Genomic DNA, 18302 nt, shown 5'->3' with positions numbered 1-18302 from the left:
TTTCTTCGTAAAGGTCGGCTAGTCGGTCTACGGGGGTCAGTTGACGACGTCGTCGACGGTCATCGACTCCGAGCCCGGGCGGCTGGACAGGTTGATGCCCAGGTTCGCCGCGGCCCGCTCGAGGTCCTCGTCGTCGGCGTCCCGCATCTCGATCGCCGCTCCGTCGCTGGAGAGCACCTCGACGTTCAGGCAGAGCGACTGCAGCTCCTTCAGCAGCACCTTGAACGACTCGGGGATCCCCGGCTCCGGGATGTTCTCGCCCTTGACGATCGCCTCGTAGACCTTGACCCGGCCCACGACGTCGTCGGACTTGATCGTCAGCAGCTCCTGCAGGGTGTAGGCCGCGCCGTACGCCTGCATCGCCCAGCACTCCATCTCGCCGAAGCGCTGGCCACCGAACTGCGCCTTACCGCCCAGCGGCTGCTGGGTGATCATCGAGTACGGGCCGGTGGACCGGGCGTGGATCTTGTCGTCCACCAGGTGGGCCAGCTTCAGGATGTACATGTAGCCGACCGCGACCGGGAACGGGTACGGCTCGCCGGAGCGGCCGTCGAGCAGCTGCGCCTTGCCGTCCCCGCCGACCATCCGCTCGCCGTCCCGGTTGGGCCGGGTGCTGCCGAGCAGACCGGTGATCTCGTGCTCGCGGGCGCCGTCGAAGACCGGCGTGGCGGTCTTCGTGTCCGCCGGGACCGAGTAGAGCTCCTCGGGCATCCGGGACGCCCACTCGGGTTCGCCCTCGATCTCCCAGCCGGACTTGGCGATCCACCCGAGGTGGGTCTCCAGGATCTGGCCGATGTTCATCCGGCGCGGCACGCCGTGGGTGTTCAGGATGATGTCGACCGGGGTGCCGTCGGGGAGGAACGGCATGTCCTCCACGGGCAGGATCTTGCCGATGACGCCCTTGTTGCCGTGCCGGCCGGCGAGCTTGTCACCGTCGGAGATCTTGCGCTTCTGGGCCACGTACACGCGGACCAGCTCGTTGACGCCGGGGGCCAGCTCGTCGTCGTCGTCGCGGGAGAAGACCCGGATGCCGATGACCTTGCCGTTCTCGCCGTGCGGCACCTTCAGCGAGGTGTCGCGGACCTCGCGCGCCTTCTCACCGAAGATCGCGCGGAGCAGGCGCTCCTCCGGGGTCAGCTCGGTCTCGCCCTTCGGCGTCACCTTGCCGACCAGGATGTCGCCGGGCTGGACCTCGGCGCCGATCCGGATGATGCCGCGCTCGTCGAGGTCGGCCAGCACGTCCTCGGAGACGTTCGGGATGTCCCGGGTGATCTCCTCGGCGCCCAGCTTGGTGTCCCGGGCGTCGATCTCGTGCTCCTCGATGTGGATCGAGGTGAGGACGTCGTCCTGGACGAGGCGCTGCGACAGGATGATCGCGTCCTCGTAGTTGTGGCCCTCCCACGGCATGATCGCCACGAGCAGGTTCTTGCCCAGCGCCATCTCGCCGTTCTCGGTGCACGGCCCGTCGGCGAGCACCTGGCCCACCTCGACCCGCTGGCCCTCGTCGACGATCGGCTTCTGGTTGTTGCAGGTGCCCTGGTTCGAGCGGCGGAACTTGTTCAGGCGGTAGGTCTGGCGCTGCCCCTCGTCGTCCATGACCGTGATGTAGTCCGCGCACAGCTCCTCGACCACACCGGCCTGCGCGGCCACCACGACGTCACCGGCGTCGACCGCGGCCCGCAGCTCCATGCCGGTGCCGACCAGCGGCGACTCCGAGCGGAGCAGCGGCACGGACTGGCGCTGCATGTTCGCGCCCATCAGCGCGCGGTTCGCGTCGTCGTGCTCGAGGAACGGGATCATCGCCGTCGCGACCGACACCATCTGGCGCGGCGAGACGTCCATGTACTCGACGCCGGCCGGCGAGACCAGGTCGACCTCGCTGCCCTTGCGGCGGACCAGGATCCGGTCCTCGGCGAAGGAGCCGTCCTCGTTCAGCCGGGCGTTCGCCTGCGCGACGACGAAGCGGTCCTCCTCGTCGGCGGTCAGGTAGTCGATCTGGTCGGTGACGACCCCGTCGACGACCTTGCGGTACGGCGTCTCGATGAAGCCGAACGGGTTGACCCGCGCGAAGGACGACAGCGACCCGATCAGGCCGATGTTCGGGCCCTCCGGGGTCTCGATCGGGCACATCCGGCCGTAGTGCGACGGGTGGACGTCGCGGACCTCCATGCCGGCCCGCTCCCGGGACAGGCCGCCCGGGCCGAGCGCCGACAGCCGGCGCTTGTGGGTCAGGCCCGCGAGGGGGTTGTGCTGGTCCATGAACTGGGACAGCTGCGAGGTGCCGAAGAACTCCCGGATCGCGGCCGTGATCGGCCGGGTGTTGATCAGGGTCTGCGGCGTGATGGCCTCGACGTCCTGGGTGGTCATCCGCTCGCGGACGACCCGCTCGGTGCGGGACAGGCCGACCCGCACCTGGTTCTGGATCAGCTCGCCGACGGTGCGCAGACGCCGGTTGCCGAAGTGGTCGATGTCGTCGGTCTCGACCGGGATCTCCTTGTCACCGACCGTCATCGTGGTCTCGCCGGCGTGCAGCCGCACGAGGTACTCGATGGTGGTGGCGACGTCCTCCTCGGTCAGCGTGCCGACCGAGGTGTCGATGTCGAGGCCGAGCTTCTTGTTGGCCTTGTAGCGCCCGACCTTGGCCATGTCGTAGCGCTTGTCCTTGAAGAACAGGTTCTCCAGGAGCGCCTGCGCGCTCTCCCGCGTCGGCGGCTCGCCCGGGCGCAGCTTCCGGTAGATGTCGAGCAGCGCCTCGTCCTGACCCGCGGTGTTGTCCTTCTCCAGCGTGGTCATGATCGTCTCGGAGAAGCCGAAACGCTCGCCGATCTGCTCGGCGGTCCAGCCGAGGGCCTTCAGCAGCACGGTGACCGGCTGGCGGCGCTTGCGGTCGATCCGGACGCCGACGGTGTCGCGCTTGTCGACGTCGAACTCCAGCCAGGCACCCCGGCTCGGGATGATCTTGACCGAGTAGACGTCCTTCTCGGTCGTCTTGTCGATCGCGTGGTCGAAGTAGACACCCGGCGAGCGCACGAGCTGCGACACGACGACGCGCTCGGTGCCGTTGATGATGAAGGTGCCCTTGTCCGTCATCACCGGGAACTCGCCCATGAAGACGGTCTGGGACTTGATCTCACCGGTGGTGTTGTTGGTGAACTCCGCCGTGACGAACAGCGGGGCCCCGTAGGTCATGTCCTTGTCCCGGCACTCCTCGACGGAGGCCTTGACCTCGTCGAAGCGGGGGTCGGAGAAGGACAGCGACATCGACCCGGAGAAGTCCTCGATCGGCGAGATCTCGGTGAGGATCTCCTCGAGGCCGCTCACCGGCATGTCGTCGCCGGCCTCGATCCGGCGCTGGAACCAGGCCTCGCTGCCGACCAGCCACTCGTAGGACTGGATCTGCAGGTCGAGGAGGTCCGGGACCTCCAGCGGCTCTGCGATCTTCGCGAAGGAGACCCGGGTGGGTGCGCCGGGGTAGTTCGGGTTCGCCGAAGCGGAGAGGGTCGAGGTGGTCGCGGCGGCGCGGGAGACAGCCAAGATGCGTCCTTCCGAGAACTGCGCTTCTCGTCTGGCGTACGCCGGAGGCGGGCGCTACCGTCTCACTCGATCCGTTCGGGGTCCCCCCGGATCGCGAGCCGGCAGCGGGCCACGTCGCACGCCGTCTGTTGTCAGGCGCGGCCGTGCGCGTCAGAATCTCCCCGCCCGCTCCGCCGGACCCTCCCCGACGGCCGACAGGACGGCCCGGAAACTCCCCGGTAGCGGACGCGCAGAGCCTGGGCGCAGGCAGCGCAAAGAATGACTATAGCCGCTGCGCGCGCAGCTGTCGAGACAGGTCGCCGATTTCAGCATCCAGGCAACCATCGTTGCCCAAGAGTGACCTGCTCGGCGCACCGAGTCAAGCCCCTGTTCGTCGATGAACGGTCGAAAGCCCGGGATGACCGGTCGGATGACCGGACCGGACCACCGAACGCGACAGGGGCGGGACCCGGATCGGGTCCCGCCCCTGTCGAGCGGAGCGCGGTCGCTCAGCGCGTCGTCACTTGAGGGTGACGCTCGCGCCGGCCTCCTCGAGCTTCGCCTTGGCCGCGTCGGCGGCCTCCTTGTTGACGCCCTCGAGCAGCGCCTTCGGCGCGGACTCGACGAGGTCCTTGGCCTCCTTGAGGCCCAGGCCGGAGACGACCTCGCGGACGACCTTGATGACCTGGATCTTCTTGTCGCCGGCGCCCTCGAGGACGACGTCGAACTCGTCCTTCTCCTCCTCGGCCGCGCCCGCGGCCTCGCCGGCGGCGGGGGCACCCGCGGCCGCGACGGCGACCGGGGCGGCGGCGGTGACCTCGAAGGTCTCCTCGAACTTCTTCACGAAGTCCGAGAGCTCCAGGAGGGTGAGCTCCTTGAAGGCGTCGAGCAGCTCGTCGGTGGACAGCTTCGCCATGGTGGCGGTCCTTTCTCTACGACAGACGTTCGGTGGGGGTGATCAGCTCTCGGCGGTGTCGCCGTCGGCCGGGGCGGTCGCCTCGTCGGCCGGTGCGGTCTCGCCGCCCTCGGCCTTCTTGTCCGCCAGCGCCTGAGCCAGGCGGGCGACCTGGGAGGCCGGCTGGTTGAACAGCGACGCGGCCTTGGACAGGTTCGCCTTCATCGCGCCGGCCAGCTTGGCCAGCATCTCCTCGCGGGACTCGAGGTCCGCGAGCCGCTCGACCTCGGCGGTGGACAGGGCACGCCCGTCCATGTACCCGCCCTTGATCGTCAGGCCGGGGTTCTCCTTGGCGAACTTCTTCAGCGCCTTCGCGGCGTCGACGGGCTCGCCCTGGATGAACGTGATCGCGGTCGGCCCGGCGAGCAGGTCGTCCAGACCCTGCACCCCGGCGTCCGCAGCCGCGCGCTTGACCAGGGTGTTCTTCGCGACGCGGAAGTTCGCGTCCGCACCCAGGTCCCGACGCAGCTGGGTCAGCTTGGCGACGCTGAGCCCGCGGTACTCGGTGACGACCGAGGCGTTCGACTCGCGGAAGCGGTCGGTGATCTCCTCGACCGCCGCGACCTTGTCAGGTGCTGCCATCGCTGCCCTCCTCTCGGGTGGTTGGTCCTTGCAGTGCCACCGCACGACCCGAGAGACGACGAACGCCCCGTGCGCAGGGCACGGGGCGTCAGAAATACGGGCGGGCGCACACTGGCTCCCGGCTTCGCCTCGTCCTCCTGCGCGGGCCGCCCGGAGCTCCGGGACCTTCGTACACCCGGCGAACCGGGCACAGACCTGCGGTCTTCGGTGGATCGCCGACCACGATACGCGGCCGGCCCGCACCCTCGTGCACCGGGGTGCGGGCCGGGGCTGCGCACCCTGCCGGCGGCCGCGTCAGGCCGGGGTCATGGCCGCGATCTTCCAGCGTCCGTCGACGAGCTCGGCGTCGACCCGGAGCCGGGCCGCGGCGGCACCCTCCTGCGGGGGCGCGCCCGCCGCCTGCCGGCGGATCACCTGGTTGACGAAGACGTACACGGTCGCCCGGTCGCCGTCGATGCTCGCGACCGCCGACTTCGGGATCGTCGCGGTCACGACCGCCTGCTGCTGCGGGGCGAGCTGCTTGACGCTGCCGAAGATCCGGTCGAACTCCGGCTGGAACGCCGGGGTGATCACCGCGCGGGCGTCCTCCTCGGCCTGCTGGAGCCGGGCGTGGTCGAACGAGTAGACCTTCGTGACGGCCTCGCCGATCTGCTGGCTCACCTCGGCGGTCGTCCCGACGTCGGTGAGCGCCGTGTTCGCGGCCGAGCCGGTGTACGCGGTGCCGTACCACTGGTAGCCGAAGAACGCGGCTGCCGCGGTGAGCAGCACGGTCACCGCCAGCAGCGCCGCGGCGCCCTTGCGGGTCGTCGGCGCGGCCGGCAGCGGGAGCGGGCGCCGGGGCTTCTCCCCGGCCTCGGCGGTGCCGTCGGGCGCGTCGCCGGGCCGGTCGGCCGGCTCGTCCGCGGCGCCGGTCCGGACCGGGGCGGCGGCGCGGGCCGCGACGGTGGGCTCGTCGGGTCCGGCGCGCTCGTCGAGGGCGACCCCGCCGGTGCGGGCGGCGATCTCCTCGCCGGCGTCGGAACCGTCGTGGTCGTGGTCGGTGCGGCCGGTACGCGGACGCCCGGCGACCTGGGGCCTGCGGATGCCGCCCGTGGGGCGGCGGCGCGGAGTGGACATGCGGTGACCTCCTGGGATGGTCGACCTGGGGAGCGGGTGGGCGGCCGGAGCGGGCCGCGGGGTCGTGGGAGGGTGCCCGCGCTCAGCCGCCCGCACCCGGGGTCAGCAGGGGCTCCAGGGCGTCGACCTTCCAGCCCTCGGGGGTCTCGACCATGCCGAGCTCGATCCGCTGGCGCGTCACGGTCGGCCGGCCGCCCTCGGGGGTGACGGTCACGTCCACCCCGGCGAGCACCCGTGCGGTGCCGGCGCGGGGATCCACCTCGGTGACCGCGGCGTCGGCCACGGTCGCGCTCGTCGTGCGCTTCTGCTGGGTGACCAGCTGGGCGTAGGCGTCGCGGTTCTTCTCGAACTCCTGGCGGACCGACCCGGACGACGACTGGATCCACAGGTCCAGCCCCTTCGCCGCGTCCTTGTGGTCCAGCGTGTTCAGGTTGATGACCGCCTGGCGGGCGTCGCGCAGCGCCTCGTCCCGGGCCTGCGCGACCTGCACGGCGTCGCTGTTCAGCGCGAGCAGCCACAGTGCGCCGAACACGAGGGCCAGCACGGCCGCGACGACGGCCGCGATCGGCAGCACGCGCGCCGACCGTCCCGGGGCCTCGGGGTCGCCGGGCTCACCGGCCTCGGCCGGGCGCTCGTCGAGTGCGGTGTTCATTCCGGAGCGTTCCTCCTACCGGCTGCGGGGGCACAGCCGCTCGGCGGGGCCGTGCCACGGCAGCACGGCCGTCGTGCCGGTCGCGCCCCTGCGGGCGCGCCCGTCGCTCATCCGCCCAGCAGGATCTGGGCGGCGTCGGTGACCAGGCCCGGGGCCGCGGCCCGCTGGGCGGGGTTCCCGTCGTCGTTCCGCGGGGCGTCGGAGTCCCCCTCGCCGGAGCCGTCGGGGCCGTCGTGGCCGGAGCCGGCGGAGTGCCCACCGTGGCCCGGGAACCCGGAGTTGCCCGAGTAGTCCTGGACCTCCAGCGGTTCCGGACGGTCGACATTCTGCATTCCCCGCACGGTCGTGGGGCTCCCGGGGGGCTCGGTGCAGCGGGCGTCGGAGTTCACCGGGGTCTCGGAGACGTCCAGCCCGCCACGCTTGTCGGTGCCTTCGTAGCCCTGGGTGCACGGCGGCGGGTCGAACACGTTGAGCACCAGACCGAGGTGCGCCGTCCCGTCGCCGGGCACGACGTTCGGCCCGATGGCCACCATCCCCGGATAGGTCACCAGGAACTGGCGCAGCCCGGCCTGGCGGGGCTCCAGCAGCTCGCCGACCGTGCGCAGGTTGGCGAGCGACTCGCCGAGGCCGGGGCCGCTCTCCCGCAGCAGCGCGCTGAGCTCGTGACCGGCCTTCGGACCGTCGTCGATGATCCGGCGGATGTCCGGGTCGGACTGCTTGAGCTGCTCGGCGACCTCGCGCAGGCCGTGGCTGAACTCCTTGAACTGGGGTGCGACCTCGTTCTGCGTGGTGAGCACCGGCCGGGCGTCCCGGATCAGTGCGGTCGTCTGTGGCAGCGCCGCGGTCGCGGTCCGGGTGAACTGCCCGGTCGTGTCGAGCAGCTGCTGCAGCGGCTGCGCGGTGTCCTGGAAGCCGTGGCCCAGCTCGGCGACCACGGTGCGCAGCGAGTCCTTCGGCACGGTGGAGACCAGCTGGTCGAGCTCGGTCAGGAAGGTGTTGATCTGCACCGGGGTCTGGGTGCGCTCCTGCGGGATCACCGTCCCGGACGCGAGGGTCTCGCCACCGGACGTGACCGGGCGCAGGTCGACGAACTGCTCGCCGATCGGTGACAGGTTGCCGACGACCACGCGGGTGTCGGCCGGGATGTCCGGGGCGTCCTTGTTGATGTCCAGCTGGACGTCGACCCCGGAGTCGGTCAGGGTCAGCGGGCCGACCCGGCCGACGCTCACTCCCCGGTAGGTGACGTCGGCCCCGGAGAAGATGCCGCCGGACTCGGCGAGCTGCACCGTCACCGGGTACGTCGTCGCCCCGAAGATCCGGTCCACCCCGGCGTAGCGGAAACCGGCGTAGCCGACCCCGACGAGCGTGACGACGGCCAGCGCGATCAGCTGCCAGCGGACGGTCTTGGTGATCACGATCCACCTCCGAAGAGCCCGCCGAGCAGGCCGCCGCGGGATTCACCGGACTCCGGTGCCGGGGTGGGCGTGGGCGTCGCCGACGTCGAACCGGGCGGCGGGGCCGGGGTCGCGGCGCCTTCCGGCGGCGGGGCCGGGGTCGTCTGCTCCGGGCCGAGCAGCGGCAGCTCCGGCACTCCGGGCGCCGGCGCGGCGGGCGGCTGCCCGCCGAGCAGCGGGGTGAGCAGCTGCGCGTTCGGCGGCAGCTGGGCGAGCTGGCGCGGGTCCAGCGGTAGCCCGAGCTGGTTGGTCCTGAGCATGTTCTCCACCAGGACCCGCAGGTCCAGGTCGACGTTGACGTAGAGGTTGGCGTAGTCGCCCGCGACCGCGTCGGTGGCCGCGTCGGTGAACGGGAGCGTGAGCAGCAGCTCCAGCGAGTCCGGCAGGTCCTGCCCGGAGTCGGCCAGGTTGCGCAGCACCGGCCGCAGGGCCTCGAGGTCGGCGAGGACGTCGTCGCGGGACCGGTTGACCACGTTCGTCGCGACCCCGGAGAGCCGGTCCAGCGCCTTGAGCATGCCGACGAGCTGGCTGCGCTGGGCCTCCAGCTCCCGCAGGCCGGGGCTGATGTTCTGCAGCGCGTTGCGGATCTGCGGGCGGCGCTCGGCCAGCGTCGCCGACAGCCGGTCGAGGCCGTCGAGGGCCCGGTTGATGTCCTCCTTGCTGGAGTCCAGCGAGCCGACCAGCTGGTCGAGGTTGTGGAGCAGGGCCCGGATCTCGGGCTCCCGGCCGGACATCGCGTTGTTGAGCTCGGTGGCGATCGTCCGGATCTGCGCGACGCCACCACCGTTGAGCAGCATCGACAGCGCGCCCAGCACCTCCTCGACCTCGGCCGCCCGCCCGGAGGACTGCACCGGGATCCGGCCGGCGTCCGCCAGCGATCCCGCGGCCGGCTCGGCCGGGCGGTCGAGGGCCACGAACTTCTCGCCGAGCAGCGACGTCGTCCGCACCCGGGCGGTCGCGTTGGCCGGCAGCTCGACGTCCCGGTTCACCAGGACGGTGACCACGGCGTTCCAGCTGTTCGGCTCGACCTCGACGCTCTCCACGGCCCCGACCGGGACATCGCCGTACCGGACGACGGACTGCGGCACCAGGTCGACGACGTCCGGGAACTCGATCTGCACCGGGTACGGGTCGTCGCCCAGGTTGGCGCCACCGGGCAGTGAGACCCCCCGGAGGCCGCCGTCGATCACACCGCAGCCGCCTGCGGCCACCGCCACCGTGGTGACCAGCGCGGCGACCCGGGCCGCCCGGCCGCGACGCTCGGGACGGGTGCCGGTCACGATCCACCTCCGAACAGGCCGAAGAGTCCGCCGCCGCCGCGTTCCTCGGGTTCCGGCACGGGTGTCGGCGTCGCCTCGGGGGCGGGCGTGGCCGCGGGTGGCGGCGCGGCGCCCGGGGCCGGGGCCGGACCGCCTGCGGGCGGCGGCGACGCCGGGGCCTGCAGCTGCGAGCCCGGGTCCGTGAGCGACAGCGGGGAGCCGTGCATCAGCTGCGGCATCGCCGGGTTCGGGGTGCCGCCCTGCTGGAGCTGGTTGATGATCTCCTGCGGGGTGGGCATCGGGACCGCCCCGTTGACGACGTCCGCGAGCCCGTTGCACATCGTCCCGATCGGCGCGTCCGGCCCTTCGGTCGGGAGCGGAACCTGCTTGGCCTGCAGGATCTTGCACAGCAGCACCGGCGCCGGCATCGCGAGCTCGTTGATGTTCGCGCGGGTGTCCAGGGTCTGCGACGAGCCGTTGTAGATGTTGGTCAGGTTGCTCAGCGCGGCCGGGCCGGTGTCCGCGACCTCGGCCAGCGCCCGCTGGTGGTCCACGACCTCCTGGCTGACGCTCGCCAGCTTGTCCACGTTCGACTTCAGCGTGGCCCGGTTGTCCTTGACGAAGGCGGCGACCTCGCCGAGGGCGAAGGACAGCTCGTGCAGCGCCCCGCCGAGCTCGCCGCGCTGGCCGGCGAGGAAGCCGGTGACGTCGGCGAGCTTGCCGTTCAGCTCGCGCACGCCCGGGTCGTTCTCGCGCAGCGTGGCGACGAACTTCTGCAGCTCGGTGACCGTGCCGAACAGGTCCTCGCTGGACCCGTTGAGCGTCGCCGAGAGCCCGCCGAGGTTGCGGATCGTGGTGTTCAGGGCACGGCCGTTGCCGTCGACGTTCTGCGCGGCCACGTTCAGGGCGTCGTTCAGGGCGCCCTGGGAGTTCGCGCCCTGCGGGCCCAGCGCCCGGGACAGCTCGGTCGCGGTCCGGGTCAGGTCGTCGACGCCGAGCGGGAACGCGGTGCGCTCCAGCGGGATCGGCTCGCCGTTCCACTCCGGTCCCCCGGTCCAGACCGGGGTGAGCTGCACGTAGCGGCCGGTGACCAGGCTGGGCGAGATCACCGCGGCCTTGACGTCGGCCGGCAGCCGCACGTCGTCGTCGGTGATGGTCATGTCGACCCGCACCCGGTCGCCCTCCGGCGTGATCCGGTCGACCTTGCCGACCGGGACGCCGAGCACCCGGACGTCGTTGTCCTCGAACAGCGCCGCCGAGCTGGTGAAGTACGCCGTGACCGGCCGGCCGCCACCGGAGCCGATCAGCCAGATCGCGCCGGCCGCCAGCACGGCGGCCACGGCCACCAGGGCGACGAACTGGATCTGGCGCCGGTCGTGGGCCCAGGAGCTCACTTGCAGTCACCCCCGAACGGGATGGCCGGCGGGACGAGCCCGCAGACGTAGTTGTCGAACCAGCGGCCGTTGCCGAGCGCGTTGCCGAACACGCGGAGGAACACCGCTTCCTTGTCGATGATCTCGCCGAGGTTGTCGCGGTTCTTCTCGAGCACCGCGAGCACCTTGTCCAGGGTCTCCAGGGCGGGCCGCAGCTGCTCCTGGTTGTCGGCGACGAGGCCGCGCAGCTGCACGGAGAGCTGGTGCACCCCGGCCAGCAGGTTCGCGATCGCCTCCTTGCGCCGCTGCAGCTCGCCGAGCAGCAGGTTGCCGTCGTTGATCAGCTTGACGACGTCGCCGCGGCGCTCGGCCAGCGTGGCCGACAGCTGCCGGGTGTTGGCCAGCAGCCGCTTCAGCTCCGCGTCCCGGCTGGAGATGGTCGTGGAGAGCCGGGACAGGCCGTCCAGGGCTCCGCGGATCTCCGGCGGGGTCCCGCGGAAGGTGTCGGCGAGCGTGGTGAGGCTGGTCGCCAGCTGCCCGGTGTCGAGCTGGTCGATCGTGCCGGAGAGGCCGTTGAACGCGTCCACCACGTCGAACGGCGACCGGGTGCGGTCGCGGCCGATCGGCTCGTCCGGGTCCTGCTCGGCGTCCCCGCGCGGGTCCAGCGCGAGGTACTTGGAGCCGAGCAGGGTCGCGATCTCGATCGAGGCCGTCGTCCGGTTGCCGATCCAGGCGTCGTCGACGCTGAACTCGACGCGCACGTGGTCGCCCTCGAGCTCGACGGTCTGCACCCGGCCGGCCTCGACGCCCGCGACCGTGACCCGGTCGTTGGCCTGCAGGCCAGCCGCCTCCGGGAACTCCGCGGTGTAGTGGGTCGCCCCGGAGAAGATCGCCTCGAAGTTGAACGCCCCCAGGGTCAGCGCCACGACGGTCACGAGACCGATCGTGGCGACCAGGACCGGCCGCTTCTGCCCGGGCTGTGCCATCAGTTGCCTCCCGGCTGCAGCGCGGCGGTCGGGTCACCGCTGGAGTCGATGCCGGCCCGCTCGAGCGGGTTCGCCAGCTGCTCCAGCGACTCGGTGTTCGGCTCGCGCATCAGCGGGTTGTCCTCCGGCGCGTGCGCCCGGTTGTCCGGGTGCTCGCCGCCGGGCTGCGAGCCGTCGGTCGGGACGGTGTTGCCCGCGCCGATCCCGGACGGGTCCGGGCCGCAGCGCCGCTCGGGGTTGCGACCGACGCTGTCGAGCCCGAGCTGCTCGAGGTTCGTCCGCGGCAGCAGCGGCTCCAGCGCGACCGTCCCGTCGAGACCGCACAGGTAGAAGTTGAACCAGCTGCCGTGCGAGCCGACCCGGGCGATCCGGTTCAGCTTGAACGGCGCGTACTCGAGGAACCGCTCGACCTTCGGCCGGCCCTGGTCCAGCTGGGTGGCCAGGTCGCCGAGGTGGCGGACGTCGTCGCGCAGCGCCGGACGCGCGTCCTCCAGGAACGAGCCGGTGACCTGCGTGAGCGTCCCGATCGAGGAGATCGCGTTGCCGATGGGCTCGCGGTCCTGGGCCAGCCCGGACACCAGCGCCTGCATCGAGCTGATCAGCTCGCGGAGACCCTGGTCGTTCTCGTTCACCGTCTCCAGCACGAGGTTCAGGTTGTCGATCACCTGGCCGATGACGCGGTCCCGGTCGGCGATCGAGTGGGTCAGCGACGCGGTCGAGGAGAGCAGGCTCTGCACCGTGCCGCCCTCGCCCTGAAGGACCTGCACGATCTCCATCGACAGCTTGTTGATCTGCTCCGGGTCCAGGCCCTGGAACAGCGGTTGGAAGCCGTTGAACAGCACCGTCAGGTTCAGCGCGGGCCGGGTGCGTTCGAGCGGGATCTGCCCGCCGGCCGGCAGCGTCTCGCCGGTCGGGCCGGCGCCCTGGTCGAGCGCGACGTAGCGCTGCCCGATGAGGTTCTTGTACTTGAGCGTCGCGTTCACCGATGCGGGCAGCGGCGTCGAGGAGTCGACGTCGAACTCGACCTCGGCGATCCGCTGGTCGACGATGCGCACGTCGGTCACGGATCCGACGACGACACCGGCGATGCGGACGTCGTCGCCCTTCAGCAGCCCGCTCGCGTCGGTGAACCGGGCCGTGTACTCGGTGACGTCGCCGCCGCGGGCGTTCGCGATCGTCAGGCCGAGCACGGTCGTCCCGATCGCAGTGACGAGCGCGAACACCAGGAACTTGAGCAGCGGGGAGAGCGGGAGCCGGCTCACGTCAGCGTCACCTCCGCGCCGCGCAGCAGCGGGCCGACCATCGTGCTGCTCCACGCCGGCACGGCCTGCGGGGGGCCGCCCTGGTGGGCCGCGAGCAGCTCGGCGACGACCCGCTGCTCGCCCGGCGAGTTCGCGACGCCCATGTCGACCGCGCCGGACTGGTGCCCGCCCTGGAAGGACGACGGCTGGATCCCGGCCTGGCCGAGCGCGCCGGTCAGCGGGGGCAGCGCGCCCCCACCGTTCTGCGCGGTCTGGTCCTGGACCTCACCCCAGCTGTCGGTGCCGTCGTAGGTCCCGTAGGTCTCCACGCCGAAGTCCTCCGGGTTCCCCATCGGCTGGCCCTCCGGGGCCGGGCCGGGCACCGAGCCGTCGCGGAACGGGCCGTCCGGGGCGTACTGGGTGCCCTCCGGGGTCGGGATCGGGTAGCAGCGCGGGCCCCGGTCGTCGAGGTACTCGGGCTCGTCCTGGTTCGGCAGGTACTTGCCCTTGTTGGCGACGATCTCCAGCGTGATGTTGACGCCGACCCGGTCGGTTCCCGGCCGGATCGCGTTGTTGATCTTCGGGATGAGGTCGTTGAGCTGGCCGAACAGGCACGGGAACTCCGGCGAGTACCGGGCCAGGGACTCCAGCGTGGGGCGGCTCGCCCGGGAGACCCCGATGAGGTTCTCCCCGTTCGCGTCGAGGAACGCCCGCAGGTCGTCCGAGGCCCCGGTGACCGAGCGGTACAGGTTCCGCATGCCCTCGCGCTTCTCCACGACGGTCCGGCTGGTGACGGTCAGGTCGTCGAGCGCGGCGAGCAGGTTCGGGGCGGCGTCCGACAGGTTGTGCGAGAGGTCCGCGACCTGGCGGATGTCCTCCTGCAGGTCGGGCACGGCCGGGTTGAGGCCCTCGGTCAGCCGGTTCAGCTCGACCAGGGTCTGGCCCAGCTGGTCACCACGGCCCTGCAGGGCCTGGGACAGCGCGCCGAGGGTCGTCGCGAGATCCTGCGGGCGGACGGTCTGCAGCAGCGGCAGCAGCTCGTCGAGCACCCGCTCGACCTCGAGCGCGGCCTGGCTGCGGTCCTCGGGGATCACGTCGCCGGCCGCCAGCCGGGTCGTGGCCGGGGCCGCCGGCGGGACCAGCGAGACGAACTTCTCGCCGAACAGCGTCTTGGGCAGCAGCTGTGCCTGGACGTTCTGCGGGATCTGCTCGATCAGGTCCGGGTTCATCGACATCCGGATGCTGGTGGTGGCGCCGTCGGTGGTGACCTCGTCGACCTCGCCGACGATCAGCCCGCGCACCTTCACGTCGGCCCGCTCCTGCATCTGGGCGCCGACCCGGGCGACGTTCAGCGTCACCGGGACGCCCGAGGAGAACAGGCCGGCGTACTGCGCGACGGACAGCCCGAGCAGCACGGCGATGACGGTGACGAAGGCCAGGCCCTGGAGCACTCGCTTCTTCGACCTCATCCGGCCACCCGCACCGAGGTCGACGTGCCGAACATGACCAGGGTCAGGAAGAAGTCCATGACCGCCGTGCTGACGATCGACAACCGGACCGCGCGGCCCACCGCGACACCCACACCGGCCGGGCCGCCCTTGGCCGCGTAGCCGTAGTGGCAGTGGATCAGGATGATCACCGTCGCGAAGATGATCACCTTGAGGTAGGACAGCAGGACGTCGCTGACCGGCAGGAACAGGTCGAAGTAGTGGTCGTACGTCCCGCCGGGCAGCCCGTTGATCATCGTGACGTTGATCCGGGAGGCGGCGAAGCTCGCCAGCAGGCCGAGCGTGTAGATCGGGATGATCGCGATGATCCCGGCGACCACCCGGGTGGTGACCAGGTAGGGCACCGAGGGCACCGCCATCACCTCGAGCGCGTCGATCTCCTCGGAGATCCGCATCGCGCCGAGCTGCGCGGTGAAGCCGGCACCGAGGGTCGCGGTGAGGGCCGAGGCGGCCACCAGCGGTGCGATGTCGCGCGTGTTGAAGTAGGCGGTGATGAAGCCGGTCAGGGCCTCGACGCCGAGCGCGTCGAGGGCCCGGAAGCCCTGCAGGCCCACCAGCGACCCGACGAACAGCGACAGCGACGCCATCACGCCGACCGTGCCGAGGATGACGATCAGCGCGCCGGACCCGAAGGAGACCTCGGCCAGCAGCCTGCCGACCTCCTTCTTGTAGTGGACCACGGTCTTGGGGATCCACAGGATCGACCGGATGTAGAGCGAGAGCTGGTCGCCCAGCTCCTCGAGCTGGTTCAGCGGCGCCTGTGCGGCCTTTCGGACCCGCGCGCCCAGTTGCATGGTGGCCATGTCAGAAGCCCTTCGGCGGAACGAGCTCGAGGTACAGGGCGGTCAGGACGAGGTTGATCAGGAAGACCAGGACGAACGAGATGACGACGGCCTGGTTGACCGCGTCACCGACGCCCTTCGCGCCGGGCGGCGGGTTCAGCCCGCGGTAGGCGGCGACGATCCCGGCGACGAGGCCGAACAGGAACGCCTTGATCTCCGAGACGACGATGTCCGAGACCTGCGCGATCGCCGAGAAGCTGTTGATGTATGCGCCCGGCGAGCCGCCCTGGACGATCACGTTGAAGAAGTAGCCGCCCGCGACGCCGACGCAGGTGGCCAGGCCGTTCAGCACGACGGCGGTGATCGCCATCGCGATCACCCGGGGGACGACGAGGCGCTGGATCGGCGAGATGCCGAGCACCTCCATCGCCGCGATCTCCTCGCGGATCGTCCGGGCGCCGAGGTCGGCGCAGACCGCGCTGCCACCCGCACCGGAGATCAGCAGTGCGGTGACGATCGGGGCGGCCTGCTGCACGATCGCGAGCACCGAGCCGGCGCCGGTCTGGGCCTGGGCACCGAACTGGCGGGTCAGCTCGCCGAGCAGCAGCGCGATCGTCGCGCCGAACGGGATGGTGAACAGCGCGGTCGGCAGCGCCGAGACCTTGGTGACGAACCAGACCTGCTCGACGAGCTCGCGGAGCTGGAACGGCCGCCGCAGCGACTGCCGGCCGATCTCGACGGCCAGCCCCATGAACTTCCCGACCGGGGTGAGTGCCCGGACGACGGGGCTGGGCGCGGTCACCGTTCACCGTCCGCGAGCTGGTGCCGGCCGGCCGCGGGGTCGTCGGTGACCGCTGGGTGCACGTCGGTGGGGCGGTCGTCGGGGGCCGGGCCGGCCTGCTCGCGCGCGACCTCGCGGGTCGTGCCGTCGCTCGGTGGGCCCCACGCCGGCGCAGGGTCCTGGTCGTAGGACTCGCGGATCGCGCGCTGAGCGGGCTCGGGCAGCTCGTGCAGCATCGCCATCACCCGTTCCCGGCGCCGGTGCACCGCCTGCCGGTCCGGCATCCCGGTCGAGGCCTCGAGCTGGGGCTTCATCGGGGGCAGGCCCTCCAGCTCGCCCGCCTCCTCCATCTCCCGGGCGGCCTGCGCGGCATCCTTCTCCTCGGACATGCCGATCGGGCCCTCGCGGCGGCCGTTGAGGAACTGCGCCACCACCGGCTCCTCGCTGGTCAGCAGCACCTCGCGCGGCCCGAACATGGCCAGGTGCTTGCGGTAGAGCAGCCCCATGTTGTCCGGGACCGTCTGCGCCGAGTTGATGTCGTGGGTGACGATCAGGAACGTGGAATCGGTCTGCGCGTTCAGATCGATGATCAACTGGTTCAGGTACGCGGTCCGGACCGGGTCCAGACCGGAGTCCGGCTCGTCGAACAGGACGATCTTCGGATCGAGCACCAGCGCCCGGGCCAGCCCCGCCCGCTTGCGCATACCCCCGGAGATCTCGCCGGGCAGCTTGCCCTCGGCCCCCATGAGGCCGACCATCTCCATCTTCTCCATCACGATGTCGCGGATCTGCGACTCGGACTTGCGGGTGTGCTCGCGCAGCGGGAACGCGATGTTGTCGTAGAGGTTCATCGACCCGAACAGCGCGCCGTCCTGGAACAGGACGCCGAACAGCTTGCGGATCTCGTAGAGCTCGGACTCCGAGCACCGGACCAGGTCCACGCCGTTGATGACGATCGAGCCCTCTTCCGGCTTGAGCAGCCCGATCAGGCACTTGAGGAACACCGACTTGCCGGTGCCGGACGGACCCAGCAGCACCGACACCTCACCCGGAGGCAGGGTCAGCGTGACGTCCGACCAGATGTTGGCCCGGCCGAAGGACTTCGTGAGCCCCTCGACCTTCACCTCGACACCGGTCACGTGTCGCCTCCTCGCGCATCGCCGATCGATCGACACCGGAGGCCGGGGGTGCGGGGAGCGCCGGCCACTCGTCGGTGCTGAACGGCACAACGAGCCGGACCACGAGGGGTTACTTGAAGGTACGGGATCGACGACCGAGGTCTCCGTAACGTGACCTACGTTGTGTTCACCGTGCGTACCGGCTCCGGACCCGATGTGGCGGACCGTGGGTAACAGTTGGTGCCGTTCGTGCAGGACGCTACGCCGAACGGCCTTATGCGCGTGGCTCCTACCGAGGATGGCCGGGATGCGGGCACCCGGCCGGAGCATCACCCGATCGGGTGCGTCACCGCGTGCCGTGCGGGGCAGCATGCGCCAGCACGAGCCCCTGGAAGTCGTCGAACATCCGCCCCAGCAGCTCACGATCCCCCGGGCTGCAGGTCTGCTGGAACCCGACGAGCAGGGAGTAGCCGAGCACGGCAAGCCGGTGGGCGTCCTCCCGGCTCGCGACGAGATCGCCGATCACCTGCTCGAGCGCGATCCGGCGCTGGACGTCCACCCGGGACTGCGCCCGGCCCACCTCCGGGTCGAGCTGGGCCCAGGCCCGGATCGCCACCTCGGCCCCGTGGTGCAGCTCCACGGCCAGCCGCCGCACCACCCGCAGCCGTTCGAGCGGGTCCGAGGTCGCGCGGGCCAGCTCGACGACGCGGCCGGTCTGCTCGTCCTCCCAGTGCTGCAACAGCCCACGCACGAAGCCGGCCCAGCTGCCGAAGTGGTGGTAGAAGGATCCACTGGTCACGCCCAGCGATCGGCACAGCGGGCCGATCTTCAGCCCGGCGGCCCCGTCTCGGCCGAGGATGGTCATTGCGGACGCGAAGTACTGCTCGGCGGCCACCTGGCGGCCCGCTCTCCTGGCCATGCGCACCCCGTTCCCGGCTTCCGCCCGATGATCAGTAACGTACTCTACGTTATGGACAGCGCG

The 18302-nt window shown here is 71.3% G+C and carries 14 protein-coding genes and 1 pseudogene; all 15 read right to left on the bottom strand.

What is annotated here, in order from left to right; genetic code table 11:
- Positions 1 to 36: 36 nt before the first annotated feature.
- Positions 37 to 3534: a DNA-directed RNA polymerase subunit beta gene (locus H7X46_RS01335; RefSeq protein WP_186357663.1), complete on the bottom strand. Its 3498-nt coding sequence runs from the start codon at positions 3532 to 3534 to the stop codon at positions 37 to 39.
- Positions 3535 to 4033: 499 nt separating this feature from the next.
- Positions 4034 to 4429 carry a 50S ribosomal protein L7/L12 gene (gene rplL, locus H7X46_RS01330; RefSeq protein ID WP_186357662.1) on the bottom strand — a complete coding sequence of 132 codons (396 nt, stop codon included), beginning with the start codon at positions 4427 to 4429 and terminating at the stop codon, positions 4034 to 4036.
- A gap of 42 nt (positions 4430 to 4471) precedes the next feature.
- Positions 4472 to 5050: a 50S ribosomal protein L10 gene (rplJ, locus tag H7X46_RS01325; protein WP_186357661.1), complete on the bottom strand. Its 579-nt coding sequence runs from the start codon at positions 5048 to 5050 to the stop codon at positions 4472 to 4474.
- A gap of 294 nt (positions 5051 to 5344) precedes the next feature.
- On the bottom strand, positions 5345 to 6166 hold the full coding sequence (locus H7X46_RS01320; RefSeq protein WP_186357660.1) for a nuclear transport factor 2 family protein: 822 nt from the start codon (positions 6164 to 6166) through the stop codon (positions 5345 to 5347).
- 82 nt (positions 6167 to 6248) lie between these two features.
- A complete protein-coding gene (locus H7X46_RS01315) occupies positions 6249 to 6818 on the bottom strand; it encodes a hypothetical protein (protein ID WP_186357659.1) in 570 nt (189 codons plus the stop codon).
- A gap of 107 nt (positions 6819 to 6925) precedes the next feature.
- Positions 6926 to 8233, bottom strand: a complete 1308-nt coding sequence (locus tag H7X46_RS01310; protein ID WP_186357658.1) for an MCE family protein — start codon at positions 8231 to 8233, stop codon at positions 6926 to 6928.
- Positions 8230 to 9552 carry an MCE family protein gene (locus H7X46_RS01305; RefSeq protein ID WP_186357657.1) on the bottom strand — a complete coding sequence of 441 codons (1323 nt, stop codon included), beginning with the start codon at positions 9550 to 9552 and terminating at the stop codon, positions 8230 to 8232. The genes H7X46_RS01310 and H7X46_RS01305 overlap by 4 nt, the downstream gene beginning before the upstream one ends.
- Positions 9549 to 10925, bottom strand: a complete 1377-nt coding sequence (locus tag H7X46_RS01300; RefSeq protein ID WP_186357656.1) for an MCE family protein — start codon at positions 10923 to 10925, stop codon at positions 9549 to 9551. The genes H7X46_RS01305 and H7X46_RS01300 overlap by 4 nt, the downstream gene beginning before the upstream one ends.
- Positions 10922 to 11890 carry an MCE family protein gene (locus H7X46_RS01295; RefSeq protein WP_186357655.1) on the bottom strand — a complete coding sequence of 323 codons (969 nt, stop codon included), beginning with the start codon at positions 11888 to 11890 and terminating at the stop codon, positions 10922 to 10924. Before H7X46_RS01295 ends, H7X46_RS01300 begins: the two co-directional genes overlap by 4 nt.
- Positions 11891 to 12174: 284 nt before the next feature.
- Positions 12175 to 13152 (bottom strand): annotated as a pseudogene (locus H7X46_RS01290) (MCE family protein); the annotation flags it as partial.
- Positions 13149 to 14600, bottom strand: a complete 1452-nt coding sequence (locus tag H7X46_RS01285; RefSeq protein WP_186357653.1) for an MCE family protein — start codon at positions 14598 to 14600, stop codon at positions 13149 to 13151. The gene H7X46_RS01285 and the pseudogene H7X46_RS01290, both read right to left, overlap by 4 nt.
- Positions 14597 to 15442, bottom strand: coding sequence for an ABC transporter permease (locus tag H7X46_RS01280; protein ID WP_186357652.1), 846 nt, complete (start codon positions 15440 to 15442; stop codon positions 14597 to 14599). Before H7X46_RS01280 ends, H7X46_RS01285 begins: the two co-directional genes overlap by 4 nt.
- Position 15443: 1 nt before the next feature.
- Positions 15444 to 16172 carry an ABC transporter permease gene (locus H7X46_RS01275; protein ID WP_222131496.1) on the bottom strand — a complete coding sequence of 243 codons (729 nt, stop codon included), beginning with the start codon at positions 16170 to 16172 and terminating at the stop codon, positions 15444 to 15446.
- 47 nt (positions 16173 to 16219) lie between these two features.
- Positions 16220 to 17341 carry an ATP-binding cassette domain-containing protein gene (locus H7X46_RS01270; RefSeq protein ID WP_186357650.1) on the bottom strand — a complete coding sequence of 374 codons (1122 nt, stop codon included), beginning with the start codon at positions 17339 to 17341 and terminating at the stop codon, positions 16220 to 16222.
- A gap of 325 nt (positions 17342 to 17666) precedes the next feature.
- The gene (locus H7X46_RS01265; RefSeq protein ID WP_186357649.1) at positions 17667 to 18239 is read right to left on the bottom strand and encodes a TetR/AcrR family transcriptional regulator; all 573 of its coding nucleotides are present in this window, start codon (positions 18237 to 18239) and stop codon (positions 17667 to 17669) included.
- Between the last annotated feature and the right edge of the window lie 63 nt (positions 18240 to 18302).

This window comes from Pseudonocardia sp. C8 (assembly GCF_014267175.1).
Taxonomy (GTDB): Bacteria; Actinomycetota; Actinomycetes; order Mycobacteriales; family Pseudonocardiaceae; genus Pseudonocardia.
Note: the sequence above shows the minus strand (reverse complement) of the source record. Positions and strands in the feature narration are given on the sequence as shown.

Coding starts and splice junctions, on each gene's coding strand:
- rplL (WP_186357662.1), bottom strand. CDS start 4,429: ATGGCGAAGCTGTCCACCGACGAGCTGCTCGACGCCTTCAAGGAGCTC.
- rplJ (WP_186357661.1), bottom strand. CDS start 5,050: ATGGCAGCACCTGACAAGGTCGCGGCGGTCGAGGAGATCACCGACCGC.
- H7X46_RS01320 (WP_186357660.1), bottom strand. CDS start 6,166: ATGTCCACTCCGCGCCGCCGCCCCACGGGCGGCATCCGCAGGCCCCAG.
- H7X46_RS01315 (WP_186357659.1), bottom strand. CDS start 6,818: ATGAACACCGCACTCGACGAGCGCCCGGCCGAGGCCGGTGAGCCCGGC.
- H7X46_RS01295 (WP_186357655.1), bottom strand. CDS start 11,890: ATGGCACAGCCCGGGCAGAAGCGGCCGGTCCTGGTCGCCACGATCGGT.
- H7X46_RS01285 (WP_186357653.1), bottom strand. CDS start 14,600: ATGAGGTCGAAGAAGCGAGTGCTCCAGGGCCTGGCCTTCGTCACCGTC.
- H7X46_RS01280 (WP_186357652.1), bottom strand. CDS start 15,442: ATGGCCACCATGCAACTGGGCGCGCGGGTCCGAAAGGCCGCACAGGCG.
- H7X46_RS01275 (WP_222131496.1), bottom strand. CDS start 16,172: ATGGGGCTGGCCGTCGAGATCGGCCGGCAGTCGCTGCGGCGGCCGTTC.
- H7X46_RS01265 (WP_186357649.1), bottom strand. CDS start 18,239: ATGGCCAGGAGAGCGGGCCGCCAGGTGGCCGCCGAGCAGTACTTCGCG.